Origin of the sequence: Nonomuraea sp. NPDC052265 (assembly GCF_044547985.1) — a bacterium.
In the GTDB taxonomy this organism is placed as follows: domain Bacteria; phylum Actinomycetota; class Actinomycetes; order Streptosporangiales; family Streptosporangiaceae; genus Nonomuraea.
Genome location: NZ_JBIUBJ010000025.1, coordinates 44264 through 57578, shown reverse-complemented (window position 1 = coordinate 57578; position 13315 = coordinate 44264). Strand labels below are relative to the sequence as shown.

At 70.7% G+C, this 13315-nt stretch carries 13 protein-coding genes; 8 read left to right on the top strand and 5 right to left on the bottom strand.

Translation table 11 applies throughout. From position 1 onward, the window contains the following. The first annotated feature begins 180 nt into the window (after window positions 1-180). Window positions 181-1425, top strand: a complete 1245-nt coding sequence (locus ACIHAD_RS42095; protein WP_397360419.1) for an MFS transporter — start codon at window positions 181-183, stop codon at window positions 1423-1425. On the opposite strand, the gene ACIHAD_RS42090 is transcribed toward ACIHAD_RS42095, so the two are convergent. From ACIHAD_RS42090 to ACIHAD_RS42080, 3 genes are read right to left on the bottom strand one after another with little or no spacing between them, the layout of a single operon-like run. Next, window positions 1417-1896, bottom strand: a complete 480-nt coding sequence (locus ACIHAD_RS42090; RefSeq protein WP_397360418.1) for a hypothetical protein — start codon at window positions 1894-1896, stop codon at window positions 1417-1419. The genes ACIHAD_RS42095 and ACIHAD_RS42090 overlap by 9 nt on opposite strands. A gap of 57 nt (window positions 1897-1953) precedes the next feature. Then, window positions 1954-3108 carry an NAD(P)/FAD-dependent oxidoreductase gene (locus ACIHAD_RS42085; protein ID WP_397360417.1) on the bottom strand — a complete coding sequence of 385 codons (1155 nt, stop codon included), beginning with the start codon at window positions 3106-3108 and terminating at the stop codon, window positions 1954-1956. A 39-nt stretch (window positions 3109-3147) separates the two neighbouring features. Beyond that, window positions 3148-3762 (bottom strand): hypothetical protein, encoded by a 615-nt coding sequence (locus ACIHAD_RS42080; RefSeq protein ID WP_397360416.1) that lies wholly within the window; start codon window positions 3760-3762, stop codon window positions 3148-3150. Window positions 3763-3866: 104 nt separating this feature from the next. Between ACIHAD_RS42080 and ACIHAD_RS42075 the strand changes: the two genes are divergently transcribed. From ACIHAD_RS42075 to ACIHAD_RS42045, 7 genes are all read left to right on the top strand, one after another. Further along, the gene (locus tag ACIHAD_RS42075) at window positions 3867-4496 is read left to right on the top strand and encodes a helix-turn-helix domain-containing protein (RefSeq protein WP_397360415.1); all 630 of its coding nucleotides are present in this window, start codon (window positions 3867-3869) and stop codon (window positions 4494-4496) included. 77 nt (window positions 4497-4573) lie between these two features. Beyond that, window positions 4574-5743, top strand: a complete 1170-nt coding sequence (locus ACIHAD_RS42070) for a homogentisate 1,2-dioxygenase (protein WP_397360414.1) — start codon at window positions 4574-4576, stop codon at window positions 5741-5743. After that, window positions 5740-6498, top strand: a complete 759-nt coding sequence (locus tag ACIHAD_RS42065; RefSeq protein WP_397360413.1) for a hypothetical protein — start codon at window positions 5740-5742, stop codon at window positions 6496-6498. Before ACIHAD_RS42070 ends, ACIHAD_RS42065 begins: the two co-directional genes overlap by 4 nt. Continuing rightward, window positions 6495-7598 (top strand): fumarylacetoacetase, encoded by a 1104-nt coding sequence (fahA, locus tag ACIHAD_RS42060; RefSeq protein ID WP_397360412.1) that lies wholly within the window; start codon window positions 6495-6497, stop codon window positions 7596-7598. Before ACIHAD_RS42065 ends, fahA begins: the two co-directional genes overlap by 4 nt. A 77-nt stretch (window positions 7599-7675) precedes the next feature. Continuing rightward, a complete protein-coding gene (locus ACIHAD_RS42055; RefSeq protein WP_397360411.1) occupies window positions 7676-8827 on the top strand; it encodes an Ig-like domain-containing protein in 1152 nt (383 codons plus the stop codon). Between the two features lie 89 nt (window positions 8828-8916). Next, complete coding sequence (locus ACIHAD_RS42050; protein WP_397360410.1) at window positions 8917-9348, top strand: NfeD family protein; 432 nt, start codon at window positions 8917-8919, stop codon at window positions 9346-9348. A 4-nt stretch (window positions 9349-9352) separates the two neighbouring features. Further along, window positions 9353-10438, top strand: coding sequence for an SPFH domain-containing protein (locus ACIHAD_RS42045; RefSeq protein ID WP_397360409.1), 1086 nt, complete (start codon window positions 9353-9355; stop codon window positions 10436-10438). Between the two features lie 46 nt (window positions 10439-10484). On the opposite strand, the gene ACIHAD_RS42040 is transcribed toward ACIHAD_RS42045, so the two are convergent. Beyond that, a complete protein-coding gene (locus ACIHAD_RS42040) occupies window positions 10485-11654 on the bottom strand; it encodes a Gfo/Idh/MocA family protein (RefSeq protein ID WP_397360408.1) in 1170 nt (389 codons plus the stop codon). 26 nt (window positions 11655-11680) lie between these two features. Then, window positions 11681-13303, bottom strand: a complete 1623-nt coding sequence (locus tag ACIHAD_RS42035; protein ID WP_397360407.1) for a hypothetical protein — start codon at window positions 13301-13303, stop codon at window positions 11681-11683. Window positions 13304-13315: the final 12 nt, after the last annotated feature.

Below are 13315 nucleotides of genomic sequence, written 5' to 3'. Positions count from 1 at the left end.
AATGAGATCCACGGCGATCCTCACGCCGTTCCCGACCCCCAGTAGCCCCCGCAGTCGACCCGGCCACCGGTCAAGCCGGGCCGGGAACCCGCGAGCACCTGCGCGGATATTGGGATGACAGCACACACCCAAGGACGGCAGAATAGTTCGGCTTTGACCGTTTTTGAGGGGACCAGCCCAGTGCACAGCTATCTCCGCGACCTAGGGCTGCTCCGCGACCGTAAGTTCGCCCTCCTGTTGTCCGCCCGGACCATCTCCGTCCTCGGCAGCGCCTTCGCGCCCGTCGCGCTCGCCTTCGGCGTCCTGGCCCTGCCCGGCGCGGACGCCACGACGTTGTCGGTGGTGCTCACCGCCGAGTCGCTGCCCATGATCGTGTTCATGCTGGTCGGCGGGGTGATCGCGGACCGGCTGCCGCGGCAGCGGGTGATGATGGCCGGCGAGCTGCTCGTGGCGGTGGGCTACTTCGCGCTGGCCGCGATGATGTTGTCCGGCTGGACGCCGCTGACCGTGATGAGCGTGGCGGCGGCGGCCTGCGGCGTGGGCACGGCGATCATGTTCCCGGCGCTGACCGGCATCATCCCCGAGGTCGTGCCCGCGGACCGGCTGCAGGCCGGCAACGCGCTGCTCGGCCTGGGTGCGAACGCCTCGCGCGTGGCCGGGGTGGTGCTGAGCGGTGGCACGGTGATGCTGTTCGGCGGCGGCTGGGCCCTCGTGGTCAGCGGCGCGATGTTCGCGCTGGCCGGCGTGCTGATCGCGCTGCTGCGCCCGACGCCCGGCGACCGCGCGCCGGCCGAGCGGCACTCCGTGCTGGCCGACCTGCGCCAGGGGTGGCGGGAGTTCAGCTCGCGGCAGTGGATCTGGGTGGTGGTCGCCCAGTTCTCCGTGCTGGTGATGGCGATCCAGGCCGGGCACGGCGTGCTCGGGCCGCTGCTGGCCAAGGAGAGTCTGGGCGGGCCGCCGGCCTGGTCGGCGTTCCTGGCGGGCGAGGCCGTCGGGACGATCGCCGGGGTGCTGGTGTCGTTGCGGCTGCGCCCGCGCCGGCCGATCCTGCTCGGCACGCTGTTGTGCCTGCCGACCGCGCTGCCGTACGTGCTGCTCGGGCTCGACGCGCCGCTGTGGGCGACCGTGGCGGGGGCGTTCGTGCTGGGCGTGTGCTTCGACGTCTTCGGCGTGCTGTGGCAGACGACGATGCAGCGCGAGATCCCGGCGGAGTCGTTGTCGCGGGTCAGCTCGTACGACGCGCTCGGGTCACTGATGTTCGGGCCGATCGGGCTGATGCTGGCCGCGCCGGCGGCGGTGGCCTTCGGCACCGAGGCGGCGCTGCTCGGCTGCGCCGTCCTCGTCGTGCTGTCCACGCTCGCCGCGCTGGCCGCTCCGGGGGTGCGCAACCTGCGTGCCCCCGAGCCCGAGCCGGTCTCACCGTGAGCGGAACCAGGCATTGGCCCTCGGCTGGAACATCAGCGTGACGGCCCCGAGCACGGCCGTCAGATGCAGCACGCGGCTGATCGTGAAGAGCCAGGAGACCGTGTCGGCCCCTGCGACGGCCTCGGCGATCGAGCCGCCGTGCAGCAACCACTGGACGGGCCCCACGACCAGCGACAACGTGCCGAACACGCCGAGCCCGACGGCCAGCGTGAGCCTGGCCCAGTTCTGACCCCGGCGCATCCGCGTTGCCAGGACGACCGCGGCGGCGAAGACGGCCACCCTGAGCCCGGCGCCGGGCAGCAGGTCCACGACGCCGGACGTGCCCTCGTACAACTGCCTGCCGACGGCGAGCACCGTCTCGAACGCCCCCGCCGCCACGGCGGACAGCCACAGCAGCATGGCGGCGTGCACGACAGGCGGCGGCTGGGGGGTCATGGGCTCGGCGGTCTGCGGGGCGAGGGCGGTGGTCATGGCGGGCTCCCTGTCGTGTCGGTTACAGGGAAAGTCTGATCCGAGCGCCCGCGCGGATCATGCCCGTCGTCCCCCGAATGCTGGTGGGGCGGGCCCTACCCCGAGGTCGCCGCTCGTCCGCAGGCCCCGGGCCGCCGCGCGCTCGTGGCCGAGCCCGAAACGCGGTTCGGGCACGCGTTCGCCGTCCAGGATCGCGGCCACGTACGCGGCCAGGGCCGGGGCGTGCTTGAACCCGTGCCCGGAGTCGCCGCCGAGCAGCCACACGCCGGGCGAGTCCTCGGCGATGATCCATTCGGCGTCGGGGGTGAGCGCGTACTGGCAGACCTGGCCGAACAGCACCGGCGCGTCCGCCAGCGACGGGAACCTGCGCCGCAGGTAGCCGCGGGCCTGCTCGACCGCGGACGGGTCCACCACCCGGCCGCCCTCCTCCGGCTCGTACGGCTCCCCTTCGGCGTCGGAGGTGGCCTTCATGCCGACCCCGTCCACGTCGCCGTGCCCGTAGGCCGAGGAGCCGTAGTCCACCCAGGCGGGCGTCTCGGGGGTCGACCACGCGGCGGGCACGGCGAAGTGCACCGTGTCCTGCCTGGTCACCGTGACCGGGACGGCGAACAGGCCCGGCAGCCAGGCCCCGCACGCCCAGACGACCCGGTCGGCCCGCCGGATCTCGCCGTCCACCTCGACCGCGCTCAGCCCCGGCACGGGCGCCGCCTTCCCCCTGACCAGCCGTACGCCGGCCGCCAGGGCCAGCCGGGCGGTCACCTGGGTGGCCCGCCGCGCCCTGAGCACGCCCGCGCGCGGTTCCCAGAGCAGGAAGCTCAGGTCGTCGCCGCGGTAGTCGGGGAAGAACCGTGGTCCGTCCGCCGGATCGAGCACTTCAGCGGGGATATCCAGATTTTTAAGGACTTGGGCGCTGGCGTGCTCCCAGCCGTCCGGCCGGGCCGCGAACCACACCATGCCCGACTCCAGGAACAGCTCCTCGCCGGCCCGCTCGCCCAGCCGCCGCCAGCCCTCCCGCGCCTCCCAGGCCAGCCGCGCGTACCAGTCGTCGGTGCCGTGCGCGCAGCGCAGGAGCCGCGTCTCACCCGCGCTGGCCTGCCGGACGTGCCCGGGCTTGTGCTGTTCGACCAGAGTCACCTGCCAGCCGGTTTCGGCCAGCCGCAACGCCAGCGACAACCCCCATATACCGGCTCCGACCACAATGACCGATTTCATGGAACCACCGTGACCGCAGGACCGCCCTCACGCAAGAGCTCAGACGATGATCAACCGGACCACGACGCCCGCGCAGTTGCCCGCCACGCAGACGCGCACCGGGACCTCGGAGATGCCGGCCGCCTGCGGCACCCCGCCCACGTGCCCGTCGGGGCCGATCGTCACGCCGGCGGGCAGCTTGGCGTGGTCGGTCACGCTGAAGGTCGGGATCACGCCCTGGGGACCGCCGTTGATGCCGATCTCGCCGTCGAACGGGACGCCGGCCCGGCCGGGGAAGGTCAGCTCGCGCGGCTCCCATGGAACGTTCCCGAGCACGACGAGGGTGATGAGCTGCTGCTCGCACGACTGCCCGGTGCAGAGCCCGACCGGGGCGATGAACGTGCCCACGCGCGAGGGCGTGCCGGACAGCCGCCCGCTCGCGTCGACGCTGATCCCCACGGCGACATAGCCGGCGCGGAAGGCCACCCCCTTGGCGACCGGCAGCAGCCACTGGCTCACCGTGATGCCCTGGGTGAGGTAGAAGGTGTTCTCCACCAGCCGCTCGTTCTCCCGGTCGGGCGGGTCGATCAGCGTCTCCCTCGCCATGTACGCGATCGGCGTGGTGAGCAACGGCACGGCGGGCGGCAGCGCGCAGAGGGCCAGCCCGGCAACCACGAACAGCCACCTTTGCCGCATCTCCACCCCCCGACGCCTCTCGTCCCTACGTACCCCCTCACCGTGCTCTTTCACTGGTCGCCCGCCACTCCATAATCGAAGTCATGGCCGCCGAATCCGCTCAGACCCTCGAACGCGGGCTGCGCCTGCTGCGACTTCTCGCCGACGGGAAGGGCGGGCGCACCCCCACCGAGCTGAGCACCGAGCTGTCGCTGAGCCGGCCGGTGGTCTACCGGCTGCTGACGACGCTGCTGAACGAGGGCTTCGTCCGCCGGGACGCCGAAGGGCGGGTGCATCTGGGGTTCGGGGTGCTGGTGCTGGCCCAGGCCGTGCAGCCGTTGCTGCGGGCGGCGGCGGTGCCGACGCTGCGGCGGCTGGCCGAGCAGGTGGGGGCGACCGCCCACCTGACCGTGGCCGAGGGCGACGACGGGCTGGCGGTGGCGGTGGTGGAGCCGTCCTGGACGGACATGCACGTGGCCTACCGGGAGGGGTCGCGCCATCCGCTGGCGAAAGGCGCGGCGGGCCGGGCGATCCTGGCCCTGCGCGAGGGGCGCGACGAATACCTCGTGACGGAGGGGCAGTTGCAGGAGGGGGCGCGGGGCATCGCCGCCCCCGTGACCGGACTGCCGTGGCTGGAGGCCTCGGTGGGGGTGGTGACGTTCGGCCCGCTGGAGGAGGAGACGGGGCCGCGCGTGGTGGCGGCGGCCGCCGAGCTGGCCGCCGCGCTGGGTTGACATCTCCGCACCGATGGCGGACGGTAGTCACATATAGAGGACACATGCGTCCGGTAATCGGACAACATGGAGGGCGGATGCCGTACTACCGCGTCGTTGGGGAAGTGCCGCGTAAGCGGCACACGCAGTTCAGGCGGCCGGACGGTGGCCTCTACGCCGAGGAGCTGATGGGCGAGGAGGGTTTCTCGTCCGACTCCTCGCTGCTCTACCACCGCTACCTGCCCACCGCGATCATCAAGGCCGAGGCGGTAACGCCCACGTCAGGCACGCGGCTGGAGCCCAACCTGCCGCTCTCCCCGCGCCACTTCCGCACCCAGGAGCTGGCCGGCGCGGGCGACCTGGTCAGCGGCCGCATCCTGCTCGCCGGCAACGGCGACGTCCGGTTGTCGTACGCCACCAGCGACCGGCCCAGCGAGCTGTACCGCAACTCCATGGGCGACGAGTGCGTCTACGTGCAGCGCGGCTCGGTCCGCTTCGAGTCCACGTACGGCGTCATCGAGGCCGGCGAGGGCGACTACGTCATCGTCCCGACCGGCACGATCCACCGCTGGGTGCCCGACGGCCAGGTCAACGTGCTGGCCATCGAGGCGTCCGGGCACATCAGGCCGCCCAAGCGCTACCTGTCCCAGTACGGGCAGTTCCTGGAGCACGCGCCGTACTGCGAGCGCGACCTGCGCGCCCCTTCGCAGACCCTGCTCGTCGAGGGCGAGGAGGTGCCCGTCCTGGTCCGCACGCGGGGCGGCCTGACCAGGCTCGTCTACCGCAACCACCCCTTCGACGTGGTCGGCTGGGACGGCCACCTCTATCCGTACGCCTTCAACATCGACGACTTCGAGCCGATCGTGAAGAGGACGCACGCGCCGCCGCCGGTGCACCAGACGTTCGAGGGGCCCGGGTTCGTGATCTGCTCGTTCTGCCCGCGGCCGCTCGACTACCACCCCGAGGCCATTCCGATCCCGTACAACCACCACAACGTGGACTCCGACGAGTTCATGTTCTACGTGGGCGGCGACTACACGGCGCGCAAGGGCTCGGGCATCGACGTCGGCTCGGTCTCGCTGCACCCGGCCGGGTTCACGCACGGCCCGCAGCCCGGCGCGGTCGAGGCGGTGATCGACGCGGTCGCCCGCGGCGTCACCACGACGAGCGAGATGGCCGTGATGGTCGACACCTTCCGCCCGCTCGACCTCGGGCCGGGCGCCCTGTCCTGTGAGGACCCCGGCTACGCATGGACCTGGGCACGATGACTCTCTACACCGAACTGGTCGACGACGCGGGCCTGTTCCCGCCGACCTCGCTGCACATGGACGAGGCGCTGGCCCGCAACCAGCGCGACCTGGAGCGCGGCGACGACGTGCTCACCCACCGCTTCCTCTGCCCGGCCAGCCGGCTCGACCGGCTGCGCGGGCACGCCTACCGGCCGCGGCGCATCGGGCTGATCGTGGACACGCCGGAGATCCCCGAGTTCGGCGACCTGCCGGTGGACTTCGTGGAGATCCCGCTCGCCGCCGACGAGTCCGTCGCCGGCCTGGCCCGGCGTCTCGGCCTGCCGTCGCACGTACGGCTGTTCGTCGAGGTCCCGCCGGAGAAGAAGGTCGCCGGCGTGCCCGACGGGGTGGGCCTGAAGGTGCGCTGCGGCGGGCTCAAGGCCGAGGCGTTCCCGCCGGTGGAGCACCTGGCGGCCTTCATCCGGTCCTGCGTGGACACCGACGTCCCGTTCAAGGCCACGGCCGGGCTGCACCACGCGGTGCGGCACTTCGACCCGACGCTCGGCGTCGACCGGCACGGCTTCCTCAACCTGCTGCTGGCCGTCTGCGAGGCTGTGGAGGGACGCGACCCCGCGCCCGTGCTGCGCACCACCGACGTCGGCCACCTCGTACGGCTGGCCGGGGCCGTGACGGTGGAGACCGCGAAGCGGGCGCGGCGGCTGCTGGTCAGCTACGGCTCCTGCAGCACCGGCACGCCCATCGAGGACCTGCGGACACTAGGAGTGATCCAGTGAGCTGGGGAGTGGACAACCTGCCCTACGGCGTGTTCTCCCGCCGGGGCGAGCCGCCGAGAGTGGGCGTCAGGTACGGCGACAAGGTGCTCGACCTGGCCGCCGCGCTGCACGACGAGGTGTTCGCCGCCCCTTCGCTCAACCCGTTCATGGCCAGGGGCCGCTCGGCCTGGCACGACACCAGGGTTCTGATCCAGAACAAGCTGACCGGCGACTCCTCGGTCGCCGAGAGCCACCTGATCCCGCTCGACCAGGTGCGGCTGCACCTGCCGTTCGAGGTGGCCGACTACGTCGACTTCTACTGCTCGCTCGACCACGCGAGCAACATCGGCCGGATCTTCCGTCCCGACGCCGAGCCGCTGCTGCCCAACTGGCGCCACCTGCCCGTCGGCTACCACGGCAGGTCGGGCACGGTGGTCGTGTCGGGCACGCCGGTCCGGCGGCCGCAGGGCCAGCTCAGGGCGGGGGTCTACGGGCCGTGCGCCAAGCTCGACATCGAGGCCGAGCTGGGGTTCGTGGTCGGCGTGCCGTCCGAGCTGGGGTCGCCGGCGGGGGCGTTCGAGGACCACGTGTTCGGGGTGACGCTGGTCAACGACTGGAGCGCGCGCGACATCCAGGCGTGGGAGTACGTGCCGCTCGGCCCGTTCCTGGGCAAGTCGTTCGCGACCTCGGTCTCGCCGTGGGTCACGCCGCTGGAGGCGCTGCCCAGGATCCCCGGCCGCCCGCAGGACCCGGCGCCGCTCGACTACCTGCGCAGGCAGGGCGACTGGGGGCTGGACATCGCCGTCGAGGTCGTGCTCAACGGCGACGTGATCTCGCGTCCGCCGTACCCGAGCATGTACTGGACGCCCGACCAGATGCTCGCCCACATGACCGTGAACGGCGCCTCCCTGCGCACCGGAGACCTGTTCGCCAGCGGCACGATCTCCGGCCCCGAACGCGACCAGCGCGGCTCGCTCATCGAGCTGACCTGGAACGGCGCCGACCCGATCAAGCTGTCCGGCGGCGACACCCGCGCCTTCCTCCAGGACGGCGACACGGTGACGATCCGGGCCACCGCCGGCGACCTGACATTGGGCGAGGTGTCCGGAACCATCGGATAAGTAACTCGGGGTGCTTCGGCCGTCACTCAGCGCTAACCTGGGAACTCCCCTTCCCCGGAAAGCCCTCGGAGAGTGACGTGCGGCGTGCCGCGATCCTGTGTGTCGGCTTCCTCCTGGCCTGCTGCGGCTGCGGTCCCGTCTCGGAGTCGCAGGCCGCGCCCGCGGTCGTGCACGTCTCCCCCGCCCTCGACTCCAAGCGGGCCCGTCCCGACAAGGGCCTGGTCATCACGTCGCGGGGCGGCAGGCTGACCCAGGTCCTGGTCTACGAGGGAGGCGAGCACGTCCCGGGCCGGCTCGACGCCTCGCACACCACGTGGCGCTCCGACTGGACGCTCAAACCCGCGACCGAGTACACGGTGACCGCCACGGCCGCGGGCGAGAACGGCCCGTCCACGGTCTCCATGGGCCGCTTCCGCACCCGGGCGGCCGAGCACACGTTCGGGGTGGCCTCCACCGCGCCGCTGCCCGGCGAGACCGTGGGCGTCGGCATGCCGGTCGTCATCGACTTCGACACCCCGATCCAGGACAAGGCGGCCGTCGAGCGGTCGCTGGAGGTCACGACGAAGTCCCCGGCCGAGGGCGCCTGGCGATGGACCAGCGACACCCAGGTGGTCTACCGCACCCACCGGTTCTGGGCCTCCGGACAGCAGGTGATGGTCAGCGCCCACCTGGCCGGCGTGCACCCCGCGCCGGGCGTCTACGGCACCCTCGACTCCACCTTCGCCTTCACCGTGGGCCGCAGGCAGACCAGCACGGTCGACACCCGCACCCACCAGATGGTCGTGCGCCGCGACGGCAAGGTGGTGCAGCAGATGGCCGTCAGCGCCGGCATGGCCACCACCCGCGAATACACCACGACCAGCGGCATGCACCTGACCATGGACAAGGGAAACCCGGTCCGCATGATCTCCCCCGGCCGCGCCAAGGGCGACCCCGGCTACTACGACCTGCTGATCAAACATGCCGTGCGCATCTCCAACAGCGGCGAGTACGTGCACGCGAAGGACAACGTCTGGGCCCAGGGAAGGGAAAACGTCAGCCACGGCTGCATCAACGCCCGTCCCGACCAGGCGTCCTGGTTCTACGCCGGTTCGCTGCGCGGCGACCCCGTGCTGATCACCGGCACGGCCCGCGAGCTGGAATGGGACAACGGGTGGGGTTTCTGGCAGCTCCCGTGGGACAAGTGGATCCTGGGAAGCGCCCTGCCCGCTCCGGCGTCCAGCAGGTGACGGGTGCCTGTGGACTAATGGGGGATTACGGTAGTAAGGGGGAACCAGTCACACACACAGGCCCGTTATAGGTTCAGGAGGGCCGGAGCATGGATGAATGGGTCATCTGGATAATTCTCGCAGTCGTCCTCGGCGTGGCCGAACTGTTCACTCTCACGGCGGCGCTCGGTCTCCTGGGTGTGGCCGCTCTCCTGACCGCTCTCACCGCCGCCGTCGGGCTGCCCGTCCCTCTGCAGATCCTCGTGTTCGCGCTGTCGTCGGCGGCCGGGATGGTGGTCATCCGGCCGCTCGCCGTCCGCCATCTCCAGCAGCCGCCGTTGCGGCGCTTCGGCGTGGAGGCCCTCGTCGGCAAGCCCGCGTACGTGGTCTCCGAGGTCACGGGCCGCGACGGGCGGGTCCGCATCGGGGGTGAGGAGTGGTCCGCGCGCGCTTATGACGAGACCCTGGTGATCCCCACCGGGGCCACCGTCGACATCATCGAGATCGAGGGCGCCACAGCCCTCGTGTATCCACGGGAGTGACCACATGGACCCGTTGCTCATAGCCGGACTGCTGATCATCCTTTTCGCCGCGTTCACCGTGCTCAAGGCCGTGCGGATCGTGCCCCAGGCGCGGGCGCGCAACGTGGAGCGGCTCGGCCGCTACCACCGCACGCTCAAGCCGGGTCTCAACTTCGTCATCCCGTACGTCGACCGCGTCTATCCGATGATCGACCTGCGCGAGCAGGTGGTGACGTTCCGTCCCCAGCCGGTCATCACCGAGGACAACCTGGTCGTCGAGATCGACAACGTCCTGTACTTCCAGGTCACCGATCCCCGCGCGGCGGCGTACGAGATCGCCAACTACATCACGGCCATAGAGCAGCTCACCGTCACCACGATGCGTAACGTGATCGGCTCGATGGACCTGGAGAAGACGCTCACCTCGCGCGACACCATCAACAGCCAGTTGCGCGGCGTGCTCGACGAGGCCACCGGCAAGTGGGGCATCCGCGTCAACCGCGTCGAGGTCAAGGCCATCGACCCGCCCAAGACCATCAAGGACGCGATGGAGAAGCAGATGCGGGCCGAGCGCGACAAGCGGGCCGCGATCCTCAACGCCGAGGGCGCGCGCCAGTCGCAGATCCTCACGGCCGAGGGTGACAAGCAGAGCCGCATCCTGCGGGCCGAGGGCCAGCGTTCGGCCGCCATCCTGGAGGCCGAGGGCCAGTCGCGCGCCATCGACCAGGTCTTCCAGGCCGTCCACCGCAACGACCCCGACCCCAAGCTGCTGGCCTACCAGTACCTTCAGGTGCTGCCGCAGCTCGCCCAGGGCAGCGGCAACACGTTCTGGGTCATCCCGAGCGAGGTCACCTCGGCGCTCCAGGGCGTCTCGAAGGCGTTCACCGAGGCGCTGCCGAAGTCGGCCGCCACCCGCGACGAGCGGCCGGAGACGTCCGAGGAGCTGGACAAGGAGATCGCGGCGGCCTCGGAGGCGGCGGCCGAGGCGGTCGCCGACGCGCAGGAGGCCGAGAGCCCCAAGGGGCCGCGCCAGATCGCCCAGGCCGTGAACGAGCCGTCCCCGTTCCCCGGCATGGAGCGCCGGCGCGACCCCAAGGAGAGCGACCGCTGACGTCCGCCGGGGCCGCGCGGGTTCCTCCGCGCCGCCCCGGCGCCGCTCAGCGCTGGCCGTTGTCGAAGTAGGCGGCCAGCTCCGGGTCCAGCGGCGGCACGTCGTACGGCATGCCGCCGTCGCGCAGCGACATCGTGGCCATGTACCCGGCGGCGACGCTCATCCTGGCCGCCACGGGTGAGGTGTCGGTCGCCCCGCCGTCCCTGACGAACCGGCAGAACTCGGCCAGGATCTGCGGGTCGGCCCCGCCGTGCGAGCCCTGCGCGGCCGGCACCTGGTAGGCGATGTCGCAGTCGTCCCGGTAGGAGGTGGGGCCGGTGTTCCACACCTTGACCGTGTTCCCCGGGCCGTCGCCGAAGTTCTCCAGGCGGCCCTCGGTGCCGATGACCGTGTAGTTGCGCACGTAGTCGGGGCTGAAGTGGCACTGCTGGTAGGCGGCGATGACGCCGTTGTCCAGGCGCATGTTCATCACCGACACGTCCTCGACGTCCACCACGTGGTGCAGGTCCCGCCGCTCGGTGGGCGGCCAGTCGAACTCCCGCAGCCAGCCCTGCGGCCGGGGCGTCCCGGGCTCGCGGCGCGGCAGGTCGCCGTAGACCATCAGGTCGCCGAGGGCGTTCACGCGGGTGGTGTAGCCGCCGGCCAGCCAGTGGATCACGTCGAGGTCGTGCGCCGCCTTCTGCAGCAGCAGGCCCGTGGTACGGGTGCGGTCGGCGTGCCAGTCCTTGAAGTAGTAGTCGCCGCCGTAGGACACGAAGTGGCGTACCCACACGGTCTTGGGCTCACCGATCACACCCTTGCGAATGATGTCCCGCATCAGGCGCACCACGCCCATGTGGCGCATGTTGTGCCCCACGTACAGGCGGGTGCCGGTCTCGCGGGCGGCCCTCAGGATGTTGTCGCAGCCCTCGACGGTGATCGCCATCGGCTTCTCCAGGTAGACGGCCTTGCCGGCCTGGAGAGCGTCGATCGCGATGCGCTCGTGCGTGTCGTCGGGGGTGTTGACGATGATCGCGTCGAGGTCCGGCCGGTCGAGCAGCTCGCGGTACTCCCCGGTCAGGAAATCCGCCTCGAACCGCTCCGACTGCTTCTTGAGCACTGCCGGGTCGGAGTCGCACAGCGCCGCCACGACCGAGCCCTCGCCCGGCCGGTGCGCGGCCAGGGCGAGGCTCGTCCGCAGCCCGAGCCCGATGACTCCGATGCGCAGGTCTTCCACAAGTGTCCTTTCAAACGGTAGAACGGTCAGCCCTTGGCGATGGAGGCCTCGTACTCGGCCCGCATCGCCTCGCCGCCCCTGCTCAGCCACTTCTTGACGAAGGCCGGCCAGTCCGACATCGACTTACGCCCGGTGACGATGTCGTCAACCATGTCCTTGCCCATGGTGCTCAGCTCACCGTTCTTCTGCGTGTAGGTGTCGGAGAAGTGGCCGGTGGTGACGCGCTCCTGAAGCATAGGGGCGATCTTGGTCTCGAAGTCGTGGATGAGCTTGGTCCGCTCGGGCTGGCCGGGCAGGAACAGCGCGGAGGGCGACCCGATCACGAACGAGAGCGGCTGCTGCGTGGTGGGCACCTCGGCCGTGCCCTTGTCGGTGAAGGCGAGGTCGCCGTCCTTCTTGGTGAAGTGGGTGCCCTCGACGCCGAAGTTGACCAGCTCGTACTCCTGCGTACCGAACGGGGCGGCCAGGTAGTTGAGCACGCCGAGCAGGGTCTCGATGCGCTTGGCGTCCACCTTCTTGCTGATCGAGGTGAAGCCGACCGAGCCCAGTCCGGCGTTGTAGACCGGCTTGGACGACGGGGTGGCCGCGAAGGGCACGATCGCGCCCAGGTTGTACTTCTGGGTCTTGGCGTCGTTGAGGAAGCCGGGGAACGACTCGATGTACGCGCCGATCTGGCCGTTGGCGACCTTGTCCTTGATGGTGGCCAGGGCGGGGTCGGGCCAGAACAGGTTGGCCTTGAAGCACTTGACCGCGAGCTCCAGGGCGGCCTGGTACTCGGGCGTCTCGAACTGGTGGGTCAGCTTGCCGCCGGCCAGCTTCCAGGTGTTGGGGGCGCCGTACCAGTGGCTGAACATGTGCACGTGGTTGTAGTAGTTCGGTTCGAGCGGGTACTTGTTCTTCTTCACGTCCAGCAGCTGCTTGGCCTTGGCCAGGAAGTCGTCGGCGCCGGTGAACTCGGTGCCGCCGACCGGCTGCCAGTAGTCCTGGTTGACCAGGAACACCTGCCCGAACCGGCTGTAGGCCACCGCAACGCCGTACAGCTTCCCGTCCGTGACGGCGGACTTCCAGGTCACGTCGCCCAGGTTGGCCAGGTTCGGGTACTTCTTGATCGCGTCGCCGCTCAGGTACGACGTCAGGTCGTGGAACTTGGCCGCCAGCAGCTCGGGGACCCGCTGCAGACCCTGGTTCGGCGGGAACCAGACCAGGTCGGGCAGGTCGTCGCTGGCGATGATGGCGTTGAACTTGTCGGGGTAGCCGTCGCCCACCACGATGTTCATGCTCCACTCGGAGCCCAGGGCCTTGCCCAGCTCCTGGAGGTAGGTGTTCTGGCCGGGCGCGGGCGGCGCGACGTCCCACGTCTGGGTGAGCGAGGTGATCTTCTTGCCGTCGCCCGGCGCGGCGGCGACGGACTTCACCAGCTCGCTCGGGTACTTCAGGTACGCCGGGTCCTGGCCCGCGTCGATCGGCAGGTCGGGCGTGGGGATCTTGGCGGCGGTGTACGTCGGCAGCGTCAGCTTCTTGGACAGATCGGCGCCGCCCTTCTTCACACCTGCGGGGCCGCCCTCGCCCCCGCAGGCCGCGAGCCCGGCGACCGTGGCGCCGGCGAGCGCGAGTCCGAGGAATCCACGACGGGACATGATGGATGACATGGTTGCTCCCGG